This is a genomic window from uncultured Arthrobacter sp., assembly GCF_947493765.1.
Taxonomy (GTDB): domain Bacteria; phylum Actinomycetota; class Actinomycetes; order Actinomycetales; family Micrococcaceae; genus Arthrobacter_D.
In genome coordinates this window covers 213,323-231,192 of sequence record NZ_CANLSZ010000003.1, presented here as the reverse complement: position 1 = coordinate 231,192, position 17,870 = coordinate 213,323, and the positions used below count along the sequence as shown (strand labels likewise).

18 protein-coding genes, 1 pseudogene and 1 riboswitch are annotated in these 17,870 nt (G+C 71.7%); of the genes and pseudogenes, 17 read left to right on the top strand and 2 right to left on the bottom strand.

Annotated elements, in window-relative coordinates:
• Positions 1 to 45: 45 nt before the first annotated feature.
• Complete coding sequence (locus Q0747_RS06205) at positions 46 to 1,299, bottom strand: APC family permease (protein WP_298252665.1); 1,254 nt, start codon at positions 1,297 to 1,299, stop codon at positions 46 to 48.
• 178 nt (positions 1,300 to 1,477) lie between these two features.
• Between Q0747_RS06205 and aspS the strand changes: the two genes are divergently transcribed.
• The 9 genes from aspS (at position 1,478) to hisF (ending at position 9,421) form a co-directional block, all read left to right on the top strand.
• A complete protein-coding gene (aspS, locus tag Q0747_RS06200) occupies positions 1,478 to 3,280 on the top strand; it encodes an aspartate--tRNA ligase (RefSeq protein WP_298252663.1) in 1,803 nt (600 codons plus the stop codon).
• A 171-nt stretch (positions 3,281 to 3,451) separates the two neighbouring features.
• Positions 3,452 to 3,593: riboswitch (FMN riboswitch) on the top strand.
• A 122-nt stretch (positions 3,594 to 3,715) separates the two neighbouring features.
• Positions 3,716 to 4,399 carry a nicotinamide riboside transporter PnuC gene (pnuC, locus tag Q0747_RS06195; RefSeq protein ID WP_298252661.1) on the top strand — a complete coding sequence of 228 codons (684 nt, stop codon included), beginning with the start codon at positions 3,716 to 3,718 and terminating at the stop codon, positions 4,397 to 4,399.
• On the top strand, positions 4,396 to 5,487 hold the full coding sequence (gene ribD / locus Q0747_RS06190) for a bifunctional diaminohydroxyphosphoribosylaminopyrimidine deaminase/5-amino-6-(5-phosphoribosylamino)uracil reductase RibD (protein WP_298252659.1): 1,092 nt from the start codon (positions 4,396 to 4,398) through the stop codon (positions 5,485 to 5,487). Before pnuC ends, ribD begins: the two co-directional genes overlap by 4 nt.
• Before the next feature lie 36 nt (positions 5,488 to 5,523).
• Positions 5,524 to 6,174: a riboflavin synthase gene (locus Q0747_RS06185; protein WP_298252657.1), complete on the top strand. Its 651-nt coding sequence runs from the start codon at positions 5,524 to 5,526 to the stop codon at positions 6,172 to 6,174.
• Positions 6,171 to 6,818, top strand: a complete 648-nt coding sequence (gene ribB / locus Q0747_RS06180) for a 3,4-dihydroxy-2-butanone-4-phosphate synthase (RefSeq protein ID WP_298252655.1) — start codon at positions 6,171 to 6,173, stop codon at positions 6,816 to 6,818. The genes Q0747_RS06185 and ribB overlap by 4 nt, the downstream gene beginning before the upstream one ends.
• Before the next feature lie 110 nt (positions 6,819 to 6,928).
• On the top strand, positions 6,929 to 7,414 hold the full coding sequence (gene ribH / locus Q0747_RS06175; RefSeq protein WP_298252653.1) for a 6,7-dimethyl-8-ribityllumazine synthase: 486 nt from the start codon (positions 6,929 to 6,931) through the stop codon (positions 7,412 to 7,414).
• Between the two features lie 67 nt (positions 7,415 to 7,481).
• The gene (locus tag Q0747_RS06170) at positions 7,482 to 7,745 is read left to right on the top strand and encodes a phosphoribosyl-ATP diphosphatase (protein ID WP_148601157.1); all 264 of its coding nucleotides are present in this window, start codon (positions 7,482 to 7,484) and stop codon (positions 7,743 to 7,745) included.
• A gap of 49 nt (positions 7,746 to 7,794) precedes the next feature.
• Complete coding sequence (gene hisG / locus Q0747_RS06165) at positions 7,795 to 8,640, top strand: ATP phosphoribosyltransferase (protein ID WP_298252649.1); 846 nt, start codon at positions 7,795 to 7,797, stop codon at positions 8,638 to 8,640.
• 10 nt (positions 8,641 to 8,650) lie between these two features.
• The gene (gene hisF / locus Q0747_RS06160; RefSeq protein ID WP_298252647.1) at positions 8,651 to 9,421 is read left to right on the top strand and encodes an imidazole glycerol phosphate synthase subunit HisF; all 771 of its coding nucleotides are present in this window, start codon (positions 8,651 to 8,653) and stop codon (positions 9,419 to 9,421) included.
• 86 nt (positions 9,422 to 9,507) lie between these two features.
• Here hisF and Q0747_RS06155 read toward each other — a convergent pair whose 3' ends face one another.
• A complete protein-coding gene (locus Q0747_RS06155) occupies positions 9,508 to 10,152 on the bottom strand; it encodes a TIGR03085 family metal-binding protein (RefSeq protein ID WP_298252645.1) in 645 nt (214 codons plus the stop codon).
• A gap of 93 nt (positions 10,153 to 10,245) precedes the next feature.
• Between Q0747_RS06155 and hisI the strand changes: the two are divergent.
• From hisI to lgt, 8 genes and pseudogenes are all read left to right on the top strand, one after another.
• Positions 10,246 to 10,629 (top strand): annotated as a pseudogene (gene hisI / locus Q0747_RS06150) (phosphoribosyl-AMP cyclohydrolase); the annotation flags it as partial.
• Between the two features lie 175 nt (positions 10,630 to 10,804).
• Positions 10,805 to 12,394: an anthranilate synthase component I gene (locus tag Q0747_RS06145; RefSeq protein WP_298252643.1), complete on the top strand. Its 1,590-nt coding sequence runs from the start codon at positions 10,805 to 10,807 to the stop codon at positions 12,392 to 12,394.
• The gene (locus tag Q0747_RS06140; RefSeq protein WP_298252641.1) at positions 12,391 to 13,116 is read left to right on the top strand and encodes a Trp biosynthesis-associated membrane protein; all 726 of its coding nucleotides are present in this window, start codon (positions 12,391 to 12,393) and stop codon (positions 13,114 to 13,116) included. Before Q0747_RS06145 ends, Q0747_RS06140 begins: the two co-directional genes overlap by 4 nt.
• A gap of 82 nt (positions 13,117 to 13,198) precedes the next feature.
• Complete coding sequence (locus Q0747_RS06135) at positions 13,199 to 13,504, top strand: HGxxPAAW family protein (protein ID WP_298252639.1); 306 nt, start codon at positions 13,199 to 13,201, stop codon at positions 13,502 to 13,504.
• Positions 13,505 to 14,329 (top strand): indole-3-glycerol phosphate synthase TrpC, encoded by an 825-nt coding sequence (gene trpC / locus Q0747_RS06130; protein ID WP_298252637.1) that lies wholly within the window; start codon positions 13,505 to 13,507, stop codon positions 14,327 to 14,329.
• A gap of 168 nt (positions 14,330 to 14,497) precedes the next feature.
• Complete coding sequence (trpB, locus tag Q0747_RS06125) at positions 14,498 to 15,853, top strand: tryptophan synthase subunit beta (protein ID WP_298253053.1); 1,356 nt, start codon at positions 14,498 to 14,500, stop codon at positions 15,851 to 15,853.
• The gene (gene trpA, locus Q0747_RS06120) at positions 15,850 to 16,692 is read left to right on the top strand and encodes a tryptophan synthase subunit alpha (RefSeq protein WP_298252635.1); all 843 of its coding nucleotides are present in this window, start codon (positions 15,850 to 15,852) and stop codon (positions 16,690 to 16,692) included. The genes trpB and trpA overlap by 4 nt, the downstream gene beginning before the upstream one ends.
• Entirely contained in the window at positions 16,689 to 17,687 is a 999-nt protein-coding gene (lgt, locus tag Q0747_RS06115; RefSeq protein WP_298252633.1) for a prolipoprotein diacylglyceryl transferase, read from the top strand. Before trpA ends, lgt begins: the two co-directional genes overlap by 4 nt.
• The last annotated feature ends 183 nt before the right edge of the window (positions 17,688 to 17,870 follow it).

The window sequence follows — 17,870 nt, the reverse complement described above, 5'->3', positions numbered from 1 at the left end:
CCACCTGCCCGCAGGGACCCGAACCGGAGGTGGGGCTCACCCGGTTCAGCGGTGCCGGCGCGAGGAGATACCGCGCAGCACGGCACCGGCAGCGAGCACCGTGAGCATGCCGAGCACCGACCCCCACGGCAGTGCCAGGGCCAGCGCGAGGCAACCGGCCGCGCCCACCGCGTTGAGCCAGCGCGGAGCGAACCATCGCCTGTCCTCGACCCTGAGCGCGGCGATCCCGACGATCGCACCGTGCACGAGCACGCCGAACGCTGCGCACCCGATGAGGGTGGGTAGCTGGACCGTGAGCAGGAGGACCACCACGACGGCGGCGGCACCGAGGATCGACACCCAGGGCGCCCGGTAGCGGATGGAGACCCGGGAGAACGTCTCCGGCAGCTCCCCCCGCCGGGACAGCGCGAGGGCCCTGCCTCCCAGCCCCGCGGTGAGGGACACCAGCCCGCCGAGACCGGCCAGCACCGCCGCGCCGGTGATCACGGCTCCGAGGACGCCCGCGGATCCGGCCCCGGTGGCCCCGCGGATCAGCTCGCGGAGCGGGACAGTGGTCTCCGCCAGCATGATCGGTCCCAGCGACCTCAGCAGGGAGAACGACAGCAGGACGTACAGGCCCAGCGTCACGCCGAGGGCTCCCAGGACGACCGCCGGGATGTTGCGACGGGGTTCACGGACACCGTGACCCAGCGTGGCGCTTCGTCCGTACCCGGCGTAGGCGAAGACGAGCAGACCGGCGCCCTGCAGCACGCCGCCGACCCCGGGCGTCGCGCCCGGTCCGCCACCGATCGCCGCGGAGTACGCCGGGGAGGTCAACCCGACCACGATCGCGAAGGCGAGCACCGGGATGACGAGGGAAATGACAGCCCGGGTGAGCGTCGCCGAGCGGGTCACCCCGAGGAGGGCCGGGAGCGTGGTCACGGCGACAGCGGCGACCGCCGCGCTCCCCGCACTGCCGGGAGCGGCGTACAGCCCTGTCGTGAGGGCCACCGCCGCGCAGGCGGCCAGGCGGCCGGTGAGCTGCGCCCACCCGGCGAGGAAGCCCGGCCACGAACCGAGCTGTTCGCGCCCGTCCACCGCCCCGTCCGCGGGCAGTCCCCCCGCGAGGAGGGCCATGGCCGCCGCGTTGGTGTAGGCGACGAAGCCCGCGACGACCACCGCCAGGGGCAGGAGCACGCCGGCCGCGGCGCCCGCCGGGGCGAACACCACGAAGGCGCCCGCACCGACCATCGAGCCGACCCCCACGGTCGTCGCATCGAAGCCCCCGAGGGGCCGGCGTGCTTCCGGTGGCGACGACATGCTCCTCCTCGGATCGGAACCCGCGGGACCAGCGGCGTCGCGCAGTGGTACGGGTACTGCAGGGCGCCTGTCAGGATGGTCCGGACACGACCGGTAACGTTGGTCGCGCTTGACCCAACTCTAGGTGGGTGCCTCAACCACCTGCCAGCCATCCGTTACATCTGTGGGAAGGAATGCTGTGCTCCGCACGCATGAACTCGGTTCGCTTCGGCCCGAGCACGTAGGACAAACCATCACCCTCGCCGGGTGGGTGGCACGCCGTCGGGACCACGGCGGTGTGGCGTTCGTCGACCTCAGGGACGCCTCCGGGGTGGCGCAGGTGGTGGTCCGCGAGGAGGAGGTGTTCTCGGCACTGCGCAACGAGTACGTCCTGCAGATCGTCGGGACCGTGCAGCAGCGACCCGAGGGCAACGAGAACCCCGCCCTTCCCACCGGGGCCGTCGAGGTCGTCGCGGACACCGTCACCATCCTCAACACCTCGGATCCGCTGCCGTTCCAGATCGACGAGCACGTGGAGGTGGGTGAGGAGGCGCGCCTGCGCCACCGCTACCTCGATCTGCGCCGGCCCGGCCCCCAGGCCAACCTGCGGCTCCGCTCCGAGGCCAGCCGGGTGGCCCGCGAACTGCTGCACCGCGACGGTTTCGTGGAGATCGAGACCCCCACGCTGACCCGGTCCACCCCCGAGGGTGCCCGTGACTTCCTCGTGCCCGCGCGGCTGGCGCCGGGCTCCTGGTACGCCCTGCCGCAGTCGCCCCAGCTGTTCAAGCAGCTCCTGCAGGTCGGCGGGTTCGAGAAGTACTACCAGCTGGCGCGCTGCTATCGCGACGAGGACTTCCGCGCGGACCGCCAGCCCGAGTTCACCCAGCTCGACATCGAGGCGAGCTTCGTGGAGGAGGACGACATCATCGCCCTCGGCGAGCAGCTCGTCGCCGCCCTGTGGCGACTGATCGACGTGGAGATCCCCCTGCCCATCCGCCGCATGACCTACGGGGAGGCGATGGCCAGGTACGGCTCCGACAAGCCGGACCTGCGCTTCGGCCTGGAGCTCACGGAACTGACGGAGTTCTTCAGGGACACCGAATTCGGTGTGTTCAAGGCGCCCTACGTGGGCGCCGTGGTGATGCCCGGAGGCGCAGCACAGCCGCGGCGCCAGCTCGACGCCTGGCAGGAGTGGGCCAAGCAGCGAGGTGCCAAGGGACTGGCGTACGTCCTGATCGACGACGACGGCAGCCTGCGCGGACCGGTCGCCAAGAACCTGACCGACGGGGAGCGGGAGGGCCTCGCGGGCGCCGTCGGTGCCGCCCCGGGCGACTGCATCTTCTTCGCCGCCGGCGACCGCGTGTCCTCACGTGCCATCCTGGGTGCCGCCCGCGTCGAGATCGGCCGGCGCACCGGCCTCATCGACGAGAATGCCTGGGCCTTCGTCTGGGTGGTGGATGCCCCCATGTTCGAACCGGCGTCGGCCGCAGTGGCGGCGGGGGATGTTGCCGTCGGAGCTGGAGCGTGGACGGCGGTCCACCACGCCTTCACCTCCCCGAAGCCGGAATTCCTCGACACCTTCGACACGGATCCCGAGAACGCCCTGGCATTCGCGTACGACATCGTCTGCAACGGCAACGAACTCGGTGGAGGATCCATCCGGATCCATCGCCGGGACGTGCAGGAGCGGGTCTTCGCCGTCATGGGCCTCGGTGCCGAGGAGGCGGAGGAGAAGTTCGGCTTCCTGCTCGAGGGGTTCAAGTACGGTGCACCCCCGCACGGCGGCATAGCCCTGGGATGGGACCGCGTGGTGTCGTTGCTCGCCGGGACCGACTCGATCCGCGACGTCATCGCGTTCCCCAAGTCCGGAGGCGGCTACGACCCGCTGACCAGCGCTCCGGCGCCGATCACGGCCCAGCAGCGCAGGGAGGCGGGCGTGGACGCGAGGCCGAAGACCGGCACCGCACCGGCGACAGGCGCCGCACCGGCGAGCGAGGGCTGACCCGCCCCCGTACCGGTGTCGGTCGATCGACCCGACACCGGTGATCGCTGGCCCGGTGCTCGTGGCTCAGTTGCTGGTTCCGGTGATCGTTGCTGGTTCCGGTGATCGCTGCCGGAGGAATCGGAGCGGGTCAGCGGCGACCGCCGCCCGGCTGTGTCAGAATTGACCCAGTACGTGCTCCGGGGTCGGTGTAATTCCGAACCGGCGGTGATAGTCCGCGACCCGCTCCTCGTTCCGCACCCGCGGAACGGGATCGGTTGAGCCGGTGGAATTCCGGGACCGACAGTCAAAGTCTGGATGGGAGAAGCACGAACAGCAGGGTCCTGCCGCTGCCGGTTTCACTGTCGGCGGCCAGGACGCGGTCCAGGCACGGCTGGTGCCTGCCGTGTCCGGCGCTGCCATCGCCCGGAGTCGTCGTGATGACGAAGGATCGGCATGGATTTCCTGCAGTGGCTGTTCGAGGCACGCATTCCCGTGGGTGGCGGTTCCCTCCTGGTCCGTGAGGTGACGGGCAACATCTTCGGGCTGCTCAGTGCCCTCGGTGGCATGCGGCGCCGCATCTGGGCATGGCCCGTGGGCATCATCGGCAACGTGCTGCTCCTGACCGTCTTCCTCGGCTCCCTCTTCGGTGGGGTCGGAGCCGCCAATCTGCTCGGCCAGGCCGGACGGCAGCTCATGTTCATCATCGTGTCCGTCTACGGCTGGCGGCAGTGGCAGCTCAGCCGGCGCAGCGGTGGCCAGGCCGTCACCCCGCAGTGGGCGGGCACGCGCATACGTCTCGGCATGGTGGTCGTCATGATCGCAGGCACCCTCGCCCTCACCCCGGTCTTCCGCGCGCTCGGCTCCTACGAGCCGGTCTGGGCCGATGCCTGGACCTTCGTGGGCTCCCTCCTGGCCACCTACGGCATGGCCAAGGGGTGGGTGGAGTTCTGGCTCGTATGGGTGGCCGTGGACCTCGTGGGCGTACCCCTGCTCTTCAGCGCCGGGTACTACGCGAGCGCCTTCATGTACGTGTTCTACGGCGGGTTCACCCTCGTCGGCTTCGTCGTCTGGGCCCGCGCACAGCGCTCCGCCAAGCCGAGCGTCGAGGCCCTCCTGCCCGATCCGACCCTGCGATGAGCGCGACGCCGACCGGCACCGTGCCGGACCCCAGCGGGCCGGAGGCCAGCGGGCAGGAGCACGCAGCCATGGAGCGCGCCCTCGAGCTGGCCGCCCTCGGCGTGAGGGGCGCCAACCCGCTGGTGGGCGCCGTCGTGCTGTCCGCCGACGGGCGGATCCTGGGGGAGGGGTACCACCGCGGCGCCGGGACACCGCACGCCGAGCCCGCCGCCCTGACCGACACACTGCGCCGCGGTAACGATCCTCGCGGCTCCACCGTGGTGGTGACGCTCGAGCCGTGCAATCACACCGGCCGGACGGCGCCGTGCACGCAGGTGCTGCGCGAGGCAGGGGTGCGGCGGGTGGTCTACGCGGTGGCCGACGTCCACGGCGTGGCCGCGGGTGGCGCGCAGCACCTGCGCGAGGCCGGTGTCGAGTGCGTCGGTGGGCCCGGCGCGGCGGCGGCGCGCGCCCTCAACGAACGATGGACCGGAGCCCTGGCGGAGCGCCGCCCGTTCGTCACCGCGAAGTCGGCCCAGTCGCTCGACGGTCGGGTCGCCGCTCCGGACGGCTCCAGCCAGTGGATCACCGGCGACCGGGCACGCGAGGACGGGCACCGGCTGCGCCGGCTGGCCGACGCCGTCCTCGTGGGCAGCGGCACGGTCCTGGCCGACGACCCACGCCTGACGGCACGCCGACCCGACGCCGAGTCCGAGCCACGCGGGCGCTCGGCGCTGCGGGTCGTGATGGGCATGACACCCGTGCCGGAGCGCGCCGCGATGCGCGGACCGGGCTTCGTCCGGCTGGCCACCCGCGACGTCCGGGCCGCACTCGACACGCTGTACGAGCAGGGCGTGCGGCACCTCCTGGTGGAGGGCGGTCCGCGGATCACCTCCGCCTTCCTGCGGGCCGGAGCCGTGGACGAACTGTTCTCGTACGTGGCCCCGCTGATCCTCGGGGACGGTGCGCCGGCGTTCCCCGACCTCGGCGTGGTGTCGCTCGCGGACGGCCACCGCTGGATCCCCGACGACGCCGGAGGGCCGCGGCTGCTCCAGCTCGGACCGGACACCCGGCTCCACCTGCGCCCCCCGGGCCCGCCCGGCTCCTGACCTCCCCGCCAGCCCCGTCCACCGAAGGAAGTACCAGTGTTCACAGGAATCGTGTCCGAACAGGGCAGTGTCGTCTCCCTCGACCTCGCCGACGACGGCGAGAGCGGCCTCCTCGTGGTCGAGGCTCCGGCCACGGGCCAGGACCTCGCACCCGGGGCCTCGATCGCCGTCAACGGGGTCTGCCTCACCGCCGTGACCCTCGACGGCCCGCGCGTGGGAGTCGACGTCATGGGCGAGACCCTCCGACGCACCACGACCGGCGCACTGCAGCCCGGCGCCCCGGTCAATCTCGAACGGTGCGTCCCGGCCGGCGGTCGGCTCGACGGGCACGTGGTCCAGGGCCATGTGGACGGCATCGGTGTGCTGCTGGAGCGCGAGGACCTGGGGGCGTGGCACCGGCTCCGCTTCGGCCTGCCGTCCACGCTGGGCCGCTACGCCGCGGAGAAGGGCTCCGTGGCGATCGACGGCGTGTCCCTGACCGTGACCGCGGTCAGCCCTCTGGAGGAGCCGCAGCAGTGGTTCGAGGTGGGGCTGATCCCCACCACGCTCCGGGAGACCGGGCTCGGTGCGAGGGCGGTGGGTGATCCCGTGAATCTCGAGATGGACGTCCTGGCCAAGTACGCCGAGCGGCTCCTGGGCTTCATGGCGGTCGACGCACCCGCGACCACCGAACGGGATGCGCCGTGACCGAGGGGACGGCCGTCCGGCTCGATCCCATCCCCGCCGCCGTCGCCGCCATCCGGGACGGCCGCGCCGTCGTCGTGGTGGACGACGAGGACCGCGAGAACGAGGGCGACATCGTCTTCGCGGCGGAGGACGCGACGCGCGAGCTCGTCGCGTGGACGGTCCGCTGGTCGTCGGGAGTGCTCTGCGTGCCGCTCCGGGACGTCGACGCGGACCGCCTGCTGCTGCCGCCCATGACGGCGGTCAACGAGGACGCGAAGGGGACCGCGTACACCGTCTCGTGCGATGCGGCCGTCGGCGTCAGTACCGGGATCAGCGCCGCCGACCGGGCGCTCACCGCCCGCGTACTCGCGGACCCGTCCAGCGGCCCCGCCGAACTCACCCGTCCCGGTCACGTGTTCCCGCTCCGGGCCGCGCCCGGCGGGGTCCGGCAGCGTCCCGGCCACACCGAGGCGGGCGTCGAGCTGAGCGTCCTCGCCGGCAAGCAGCCCGCCGCCGTGATCGCGGAGCTCGTGCACGACGACGGCGACATGATGCGCCTGCCCGCCCTCCGCCGCTTCGCGGACGAGTACGGCCTGCCCCTCGTCTCCATCGAGGACCTCGTCGCGTTCGTCGGTGGGGCGCAGCCCGGGAAGCCTGACACGTAGGCACAGGTCAGCACCGACACCCCCGACACACCCCGACACCCCGAGCATCACGAGTCACCCGGTTGGATGAGCGTTCGAACCAGTCGAGTACCAGCACACGAAGGAGAACCATGAGCGGCCACGGAGCACCCACCATCGACCTCAGCACGGTGCAGGCGGGAGCGGGTGAACCGCTGCGCCTGGCGGTCATCGCAGCGAGCTGGCACACGCAGATCATGGACGGGCTCCTGGGGGGCGCCCTCCGCGCGGCGGCCGAGGCAGGAGTCGCGGTGACGCAGCTCCGCGTGCCCGGCAGCTTCGAACTCCCCGTGGCCGCGGCCCGGCTCGCTCCGCACGTCGACGCGGTCGCCGCCCTCGGCGTCGTGATCCGCGGCGGGACACCGCATTTCGACTACGTCTGCCAGGCCGCGACGTCGGGCCTCACGGAGGTGAGCGTCAGGACCGGAGTGCCGATCGGATTCGGGGTGCTGACCTGCGACACCGAGCAGCAGGGCCTCGACCGGGCAGGGCTGCCCGGCTCCTCCGAGGACAAGGGACACGAAGCGGTGACCGCGGCACTCGCGACGGCGGCCCTCCTGCGCCGGTGGGAGCGGTGAGGGGGCCTGCGTCACAGCGGGCCCCCCGGGTGCGGTCCGGGCACCTGCGAGCCGATAGCCTAGAAGCGTGAAAACCTTTGATTCCCTGTTCGGGGAGCTCAGCGCGAAGGCCGTCGACCGTCCCGCCGGGTCGCGCACCGTGGCCGAGCTCGACGCCGGCGTCCACGGCATCGGCAAGAAGATCGTCGAGGAGGCCGCCGAGGTGTGGATGGCGGCCGAGTACGAGACCACCGAGAACACCGCGGAGGAGATCTCCCAGCTGCTCTACCACCTGCAGGTGCTCATGATCGCCAAGGGTCTGAGCCCCGAGGACGTCTACAGGCATCTGTAGCCGCAGCCGGCCCGCGCTCCTCCCCTCCCGTCCCGAATGAAAGACCCCCATGCTCCGTGTAGCAGTCCCCAACAAGGGCGCCCTCTCCGAGGCCGCCTCGTCCATGCTCGCCGAAGCCGGGTACCGGCAGCGCCGTGATTCCCGTGAACTCGTCCTCGTGGACCCCGAGAACGAGATCGAGTTCTTCTTCCTCCGACCCCGCGACATCGCCGTGTACGTGGGCTCGGGAACCCTCGAGGTGGGGATCACCGGCCGCGATCTCCTCCTCGACGCGCAGGTCGCCGCCGAGGAGCGTCTGCAGCTCGGCTTCGCAGCATCCACCTTCCGCTTCGCCGGTCCCGCCGGCCACTTCTCGTCGCTGGAGGAGCTCGCGGGCAAGCGCATCGCGACCAGCTTCGAATGCCTCCTGAACGACTACCTGCGGGAGCGGGACATCTCCGCGACGGTGGTGCGGCTGGACGGCGCCGTGGAGTCGTCCGTGCGCCTCGGTGTGGCGGACGCCATCGCCGACGTCGTCGAGACGGGCACCACGCTGCGCGCGGCCGGGATGGAGGTCTTCGGCGAGCCGATCCTCGAGAGCGAGGCCGTGCTGATCGTCCGCTCGGGCGTGGAGGCGCCCGCCGGACTCGAGGTGCTGCTGCGCCGCCTGCAGGGTGTCCTCGTGGCGCGCCAGTACGTGATGATGGACTACGACATCCGCACCGACCTCGTCGAGGCGGCCGCGGCCCTGACGCCGGGGCTCGAGTCGCCCACGGTCTCGCCGCTGCGCGACTCCGACTGGGTGGCCGTGCGCTCGATGGTCCGGCGGAACCGGACCAACCGGATCATGGACGAGCTCTACGAGCTAGGCGCCCGCGCCATCCTGGTGAGCAGCATCCACGCGTGCCGGATCTAGGGGAGGCGTCATGACCGTCGCCATCCGTGTGATCCCGTGCCTGGACGTCGACGCAGGACGCGTGGTGAAGGGCATTAGATTCGAGGGGCTCCGCGACGCCGGCGATCCGGTGGAGCTCGCGCACCGCTATGACCGGGGAGGGGCGGACGAACTCACGTTCCTCGACGTCACCGCGTCCTCGGGGAACCGGGAGACGACCTTCGACGTCGTCGCCCGCACCGCGGAGGAGGTCTTCATCCCGCTCACGGTGGGCGGGGGAGTCCGCGAACTCTCCGACGTGGACCGCCTCCTGCGCCACGGCGCGGACAAGGCCTCCATCAACACGGCCGCCGTCGCCCGCCCGGCCATCATCGACGAGATCACCGCCCACTTCGGCGCCCAGGTGCTCGTGCTCTCGCTGGACGCACGCCGGACCAGGGACGGCAGCACACCGTCGGGCTTCGAGGTGACCACGCACGGCGGCCGCAGGGGTACCAGGATCGACGCCGTCGCGTGGGCCCGGGAGGCCGCCGACCGCGGTGTCGGGGAGATCCTGCTGAACTCCATCGACGCCGACGGGACCAAGGAGGGCTTCGATCTGGAGCTGATCCGCGCCGCACGCGCCGCGGTCGACGTGCCGCTGATCGCCTCCGGGGGAGCCGGCAGCCCCGAGCACTTCCCCCCGGCGGTCCAGGCAGGTGCGGACGCCGTGCTCGCGGCCTCCGTCTTCCACTTCGGCGCACCGGATGCGATAGCCCGGGTCAAGGCGGCCATCCGCGAGGCAGGTTTCCCGGTCCGCTGATCGTCAGGGTCCGCTGACCGTCAGGGTCCGCTGACCGTCAGGGTCTGCAGAGCGCCGGGGCGGGCGCTGCCACTCAGGGTGCTGCGTCAGAGACCGATGTCGGCGCTCTCGAGCAGTGCGACGGCGTCCGGCTGGCCCTCGAAGGTCACCAGCGCCTGGGCGCGGCGCCCGTGGGCGTGCATGACCAGTTCCCCGGGCTCGCCGACGATCGCCACCGAGACCGGCGCCCGCTTGGCCACGTGCCGCGGACCGTTCGGGCGGACCAGGACGATCCCCACGTCGGCACCCCGGTACATGATCGCGGCGCGCTTGATCAGCTCGTCCCACAGCGCGTCGGCGTACTCGTCGTCCAGGGCCCGCGGCGCCCAGCGGCTCGTGGCGCGCCGGACGTCCTCGGTGTGCACGAAGTACTCGATGAGATTGGCGCTGCGATCCACCATCGGGATGCGCATGGGCGACAGGGCCGGCGGTCCGGCGACGAACCGCTTCACGAGGGCCGTGTAGCCGGCCGGGGACCCAGCGCGCTCGGCGGTCTCGAAGGTGGCGCGCTCCGTCACGGCCGCGAGCTTCTTCACCACCATGCCGACGCCGAGCGCCGGACGGTGCTCGCGCAGATACAGATGGGCCGCCAGCTCGCGGGTGGTCCACCCCTCGCACAGGGTGGGGGCGTCGGGGCCGGCTGCCAGCAGCGTCTCGGCCAGGACCTCACGGGACGGGATTACGTAGCGCATCACTGCTGAAACTAGCACGCTGCACCGGCGCGGCGCAGGGCGCGCACCGGCGTCCCGGCGACGGCCCTAGAATTGGGCGTGATGTCCTCCTCGATGCCCCCTCCACCGAACCCCGCCCCGATCACGCACGGGAAGGCGGGCGGGGAGCACCTCGACCCGGCCGTCGCCGCGCTCCTGCGGAAGGACGACGCCGGACTCGTCGCCGCCGTCGTGCAGCAGTTCGACACCCGCGAGGTGCTGATGCTCGGCTGGATGGACGAGGAGGCGCTCCGGCGCACCCTGACCAGCGGCCGCGTGACGTTCTACTCGCGTTCCCGGTCCGAGTACTGGCGCAAGGGTGACACCTCCGGGCACCGCCAGTGGGTCCGGGACGTGGCCCTGGACTGCGACGGCGATGCCCTGCTGGTCACGGTGGACCAGGAGGGCGCCGCCTGCCACACCGGCACGCGGACCTGCTTCGACGGCCGCGCCCTCCCCGCGGTGCGGGCCGAGCGCCCCGGGAGTACGTCGAACAGTGGATCCGACAGCGTACTCAACAGTGAACTCAATAGTGAACTCGACAGTGAACTCACCGGTGAACTCGACAGTGAACTCACCGGTGAACTCGACAGTGAACTCACCGGTGAACTCGACAGTGAAGGAGCCTGACCCGATGCGGCAGCTGGGAACCATCAGCCCCACGCTCGAGGAGTTCCGTGAGCTCGCGAGGACACGCCGCGTGGTCCCCGTGCGCCAGGTGGTGCTCGCGGACGCACTGACGCCGATCGGTGTCTACCGCAGGCTCGCTGCGTCCCAGCCCGGGACCTTCCTCATGGAGTCCGCGGCCGTCGGAGGCGTCTGGTCGCGCTACTCCTTCATCGGGTCGCACTCCCGCGCCACCCTGACCACGCGCGACGGCCAGGCGCACTGGCTGGGCGAGCCCCCGGCGGGAGTGCCGGTGGACGGCGATCCCGTGGAGGCCCTGCGGCGCACGGTCGAGGCGCTGCGCACGGACCGCTTCGAGGACCTGCCCCCTTTCACCTCCGGCATGGTCGGCTTCGTCGGCTGGGAGGCCGTGAGGCACTGGGAGAAGCTGACCAGTCCGCCCGAGGACGATCTCCTCCTCCCCGAACTGGCCATGTGCCTCGTCTCCGACCTGGCCATCCACGACAACTCCGAGGGAACACTGACCCTCGTGGCGAACGCGATCAACTTCGACGGGACCGCCGACCGCGTCGACGAGGCCTGGCACGACGCCGTCGGGCGCGTGGAGGCCATGCTCTCCAGGCTCGTGGCGCCGGCGGAGCCCGCCGTGTCGGTGCTGACCGCGGACGCGGACGGTGCGACCGACCGGGTCCGCGAGTCGTGGTTCGCCCCCGACTACCTCTCCGCCATCGAGCGCGGCAAGCGCGCCATCCTGGACGGGGACGTCTTCCAGGTGGTCATCAGCCGGCGCTTCGAGATCGAGTGCGACGCCCCGGCGCTCGACATCTACCGGATCCTGCGCACCACCAATCCCAGCCCCTACATGTACCTGTTCAGCCTCGAGGACGCCGGGGGCAGGCCCTACTCGATCGTGGGGAGCTCGCCCGAGGCCCTCGTGACGGTCACCGGAGGGGAGGTCATCACGCATCCGATCGCCGGGTCGCGGCCGCGCGGCCGCACCACCGACGAGGACCGCCGGCTCGCCGTCGAGCTCCGCGCCGACACGAAGGAGAACGCCGAGCACCTCATGCTCGTGGACCTCGCCCGCAACGATCTGTCCAAGGTGTGCCGACCAGGCAGTGTCGAGGTGACGCAGTTCATGGAGGTGGAGAAGTTCAGCCACATCATGCACCTCGTGTCCACCGTGGTGGGCCGGCTCTCGCCCGGCAGGAGCGCCTACGACGTCCTCGCCGCCACCTTCCCCGCGGGCACGCTCTCCGGCGCACCGAAACCCCGCGCCCTGCGCCTCATCGACGAGGTGGAGCCGCACCGCCGCGGGATCTACGGGGGAGTGGTCGGCTATCTCGACTTCGCCGGCGACATGGACATTGCGATCGCCATCCGCTCGGCCCTGCTGCTGGACGGCACGGCCTACGTGCAGGCCGGTGGCGGTATCGTGGCGGACTCCGTCCTCGACGCCGAGGCCCTCGAGACCGTCAACAAGGCGGCGGCGCCCCTGCGTGCGGTGCTCGCGGCAGCAGGCCTGCGTCCGGCGTCCGCCCCGGCTGCCGCCGGGGGCGGACGCGCCGAGCCCCACCGGACGGCCGGTGTGCAGTGAGCCGGCGTCCGGCGGACCCGCGGGAGCGGCACTCCCGGCCTCCCGGCCGTCTGCTGCGCCGGGGCTCGGTGGTCCTGGGCATCGTGGTCCTGGCGCTGGTGGCCTTCGGGTCCACCACGCAGACCTGGCTCGTGGTACGCCTGCCGCAGGAAGCCGTACAGACCCCCGATCTCATGATCGCCGGCAGCGACGCCGCCACGCCCGTCACCGCGTTCGCGCTCGTGGCCCTGGCTGCCGCCATCGCCGTGTCCATCGCCGGACGCGTGGCGCGCTGGGTCATCGCCGTCATCCTCGTGCTCTCCGGTCTCGGGATCGTCCTCTCGAGCGCGGGCGTGGCTCTCGACCCCGCGGCAGCGGCCGAGCCGGCCATCGGCACGGCCATCGGCGTCAGTGGGCTGCCCGGGGCCGGGTCCGAGGCCACGATGCTGCCGTGGCTCGCCGTCGCCGCAGGCCTCCTGCTGGTCCTCGCGGCCGTGTGGGTGATCCTCGCCGGCCGGCACTGGGGCACCGACCGACGCTACGCCCGCCGCGCGGGTGCGGAGACGCACGCTCCCGGCACCCCGCCCGCAGCTCCGCGACCCTCCACGGGGGACATCCCGCCCGGCGTGGTCCCCGGCGAGGACACGGGACCGCCCCCGAGGGCCGGCAGAGGCAGCACGGCCCACGCGGACGAGATCGACAGCTGGGACGAGCTCTCGCGCGGCAACGACCCGACCGGCTGAGCGGGAGCGCGCTCCCGCTCCGTACCGCCCGTCCGGTGCATCAATGGCAGAATGAGTGCAACCCGTTCGAAGGAGATTTTTCATGGCATCCGAGACTCACACGGCCCAGACCCGCAACACGCCCGAGAACCACGCACGGCAGGGAGACGAAACGATCGGACACGGAAACAGCCCCGCTGCCTGGACCTGCGTGCTCATCATGCTGGCCGGTGCGGCCGTCTCCTCCTTCGCCTACGTCCTCGCGAGCACCGAGGGCAACAACGACTTCGGCACCCTCCTGTTCTGGGTCGGCATCGGCGTGATGTTCGTGGGTCTGCTCGTCGGCTTCGTCCTGCGCAGGATCGGCTACGGCGTGGGCGGGTCGAAACTGAAGAACAACGGCCACTAGATGACGGTCCTCGACGACATCATCGAGGGCGTCCGCGAGGATCTCGCCGAACGACGCCGCGCCGTTCCCCTCGCCGATCTCCGGGCCGCCGCCGGGTCGGCACCGGCTCCCCGTGACGGGCTCGCCGCACTCCGCCGGGGACAGGACAGCGGCATCGCCGTCATCGCCGAGGTCAAGCGGAGCAGTCCGTCCAAGGGCGTGCTGGCCGAGATCGCCGACCCCGGCACCCTCGCAGCCAGCTATGCACGCGGTGGCGCGAGCATCATCTCGGTCCTCACCGAGCAGCGCCGCTTCGGCGGATCGCTCGCCGATCTCGACGCCGTGCGCAGCGCGGTCGGGATCCCGGTCCTCCGCAAGGACTTCACGGTCGACGAGTACCAGATCTGGGAGGCCAGGGCACACGGCGCCGACGTGGTCCTGCTCATCGTCGCCGCGCTCTCGGACGCGGAGCTGGCCTCGTTCCTCGCCCTGACCCACGAGCTGGGCATGAGCGCGATCGTGGAGACCCACACCGCCGACGAGGTGCGCCGGGCCGCCCTCGCGGGAGCCAGGATCATCGGCGTCAACGTCCGTGACCTGAAGACCCTCGCGGTGGACCGGACGGTCTTCCCCGGACTCGCGGAGCTCGTGCCGGAGGGTGCCGTCGTCATCGCCGAGTCGGGGGTGCGCGGAGCCGCCGACGTAGCCGCGTACGCCGCGGCCGGCGCCCATGCCGTGCTGGTCGGCGAGGCACTCGTGCGCGGGGAGGACCCCGCGGCGACCATCGGCGAGTTCCGGGAGGCGGGCAGACAGGCCTGGCGGGAAGCAGGCACGGCGGCACGCTGACCGACCGCGCGACGCCCACCCGGCGCGGTTCCCGGGCACAGGTGCCGGCAGGGGTGGGACCGGCAGGAGCACAACACCACACGGACCGGGCACATCCGGTCACCAGGGACCCGGAGGACTCCTCCGCCGGGTCAGGACCAACAGGACAGGAAGGCCGTCATGACCGACATGCACCAGGACACGGGCCGTCAGGGCACGGACGCCGGAGCAGCGGACGCCATCGACTCCGGCACGGCCGAGGCGTTCCTCAGCCATGACGAGAGCCTCCGCCACGCCCCCGGGCCCTACTTCGGCTCCTACGGCGGACGCTGGATGCCCGAATCCCTCATCGCTGCGCTCGACGAACTGCAGGACACGTTCGAGAAGGCCAAGGCCGATCCCGAGTTCACGGCGCAGGTCACCGAGCTGAACCAGACCTACGCCGGGCGTCCCTCACTGCTCACCGAGGCCCAGCGTTTCGCGGAGCACTGCGGGGGAGTGCGCGTCTTCCTCAAGCGGGAGGACCTGAACCACACCGGTTCCCACAAGATCAACAACGTGCTGGGCCAGGCCCTGCTCGCCAAGCGCATGGGCAAGACCCGCGTGATCGCCGAGACGGGCGCCGGGCAGCACGGCGTCGCGAGCGCGACGGCGGCGGCGCTCCTCGGGCTCGAGTGCGTGGTCTACATGGGTGCGGAGGACACGCGGCGCCAGGCACTGAACGTGGCGCGCATGCAGTTGCTCGGCGCCACGGTGGTCCCCGTCACCACCGGGTCGCAGACGCTCAAGGACGCCATCAACGACGCGCTGCGCGACTGGGTGGCCAATGTGGAGACGACGCACTACCTGCTCGGCACGGCGGCCGGAGCACACCCGTTCCCCTCGATGGTCCGCTACTTCCACGAGGTCATCGGCGAGGAGACGCGGGAGCAGATCCTGGAGCAGACGGGCAGGCTGCCCGACGCCGTGTGCGCCTGCGTGGGTGGCGGCTCGAACGCCATCGGGATGTTCCACGGCTTCCTCGACGACCGGGACGTGGCCCTCTACGGCTTCGAGGCCGGCGGGGACGGCGTCGAGACCGGGCGCCACGCCGCGACGATCACGCTCGGGCGGCCGGGCGTGCTGCACGGCGCCAGATCCTACCTGATGCAGGACCAGGACGGTCAGACCATGGAGTCGCACTCGATCTCCGCCGGTCTCGACTACCCCGGCGTGGGTCCGGAGCACGCCTTTCTCGCCGACATCGGACGCGCGAAGTACGAGCCCATCACGGACGCGGAGGCCATGGACGCCTTCACCGTCCTCTGCAGGACCGAGGGGATCATCCCGGCCATCGAGACGGCGCACGCCCTCGCCGGAGCCATGAAGATCGGGCAGCGCCTCGCAGCCGGTCTGGAGCCCGGCGAGCAGGCGGCGGACAGGGTGATCGTGGTCAATCTGTCCGGTCGCGGGGACAAGGACGTGGCGACCGCAGCAGGGTACTTCGATCTGCTCCCGGACGAGAGCGCCGAGCAGGAGATCGCCGAAGAGGGTGAGCAGCTGTGACGTCCACCGTGCAGTCCTCCGGACCGGGAGCCACCGGCTCCCGTGCGGCCGCGGCGATCGAGCGGGCCCGCAGTGAGAACCGCGCGGCGCTGATCGGGTACCTGCCCGCAGGCTTCCCCGACGTGCAGACCACCATCGACGCCGGTATCGCCATGGCCCGCAACGGCATGGACCTGATCGAGGTGGGCATCCCCTACTCCGATCCGGTGATGGACGGCCGCGTCATCCAGGAGGCCACGGTCGAGGCGCTGTCCAACGGCTTCACGGTCTCCGAGATCTTCGCCGTCGTGGAAGGCATCACGCGCAGCACCGATGCCGCCGTCCTGGTCATGACCTACTGGAACCCCGTGATGCGCATGGGGGTCCGCGCGTTCGCCGAGCGGCTCGCCGCGGCCGGCGGTGCCGGACTCATCACGCCCGACCTCATCCCCGACGAGGCCTCCGAGTGGCTCGAGGTGTCCGAGGAACTGGGGCTGGACCGCGTGTTCCTCGTGGCGCCGTCCACCTCCCCGGAGCGGATGCGCAGCACCGTGGAGGCGAGCCGCGGGTTCGTCTACGCCGTGTCGGTGATGGGCGTCACCGGGGCGCGGAGCTCCGTCGGGGCAGCAGCCGAGGCCGTCGTCGCGGCGGCCCACGAGGCCGGCGCGGAGCGGGTGTGCGTGGGCCTCGGGGTCTCCACCGCCGCCCAGGTGCGCGAGATCGGCGCCTATGCCGACGGCGTGATCGTCGGCACCGCCCTCGTGGCCGCCCTGCGCGACGGCGGTGTGGACGCCGTCGCCGAGCTGACCCGCGAGCTGAGCTCCGGCACGGCGCACGGTTCCGCGGGCGGTCACCCGTGATCGGTGCCGCCATCGCGGCGTCGATCCCGAGCCCACCTGCGCAGTGGGCCAGTTTCGACCTCGGGCCGGTCACCATCCACGCGTACGCACTGTGCATCCTGGCCGGGATCATCCTCGCGCTGGTCCTGACGCAGAAGCGCTTCGTCTCCTTCGGGGGTCATGCGGACACGGTGTGGGACATCGCGATCTGGGCGATCCCCTTCGGGATCGTCGGCGGTCGGCTCTACCACGTCATCTCCTCTCCCGATGCCTACTTCGGTCCGCAGGGCGATCTCGCCCGCATCCCGCAGATCTGGCAGGGCGGCCTCGGCATCTGGGGCGCCATCGCCCTCGGCGCCGTCGGCGCCTGGATCGGGGCGCGCAGGGCCGGTGTGAGGCTCTCCGCCTTCGCGGACGCCGCGGCGCCCGGTGTCCTGCTGGCCCAGGCGGTGGGCAGGATCGGCAACTGGTTCAACCAGGAGCTGTTCGGTGCGCCCACCACCCTGCCCTGGGGCCTGGAGATCGACGCGGACAACGCGAACTTCCCGCCGGGCGAGGCCCCCGGGACCCTGTTCCACCCCACCTTCCTCTACGAGCTCCTCTGGAATCTGGCCGGCGTCGCGCTCCTGCTCCTGCTCGCCCGGAAGCTCCGCCTCCGCGGCGGACGCATGGTGTGGCTGTACGTGGCCTACTACACCCTGGGCCGGGTCTGGATCGAGACACTCAGGATCGACGACGCCGAGCTGGTGACGCTGTTCGGCGTCACGCAGCGACTGAACGTCTGGACGAGCATCGCGGTGCTCCTCGTGGCGGTCGGCATCCTCGTGTACCTGTTCGTCCGCCGTCGGCCCGGGGACGACCCCTCCGTGTACCTGCCGGGGCGGGAGCCGGGAACCACCGGATCAGCGACGGACCCGGACCCGGATACGGATGCCGCCACGGATTCTGGGCTACCGGCGCGGTCCTCCGCGGAGCGCGACGGGCGTGATAACGTGACCGGAACGAACGGCTCCTGAGCGTCCGGGCGCGGGCAGCGCCCGTCCCGGACGGCACCGGCAGACCCGTTCCCCGCGTTCCGGGGGCCACCGCCCGCGGACCCGGACACCACACCGTCGTGGGCCGCCGATGCACAGGCCGGACCACCCCTCCCGGACGCATCCCGGCGTCGTCCGTCGCCGATCATCGGCACGATCGGTGCC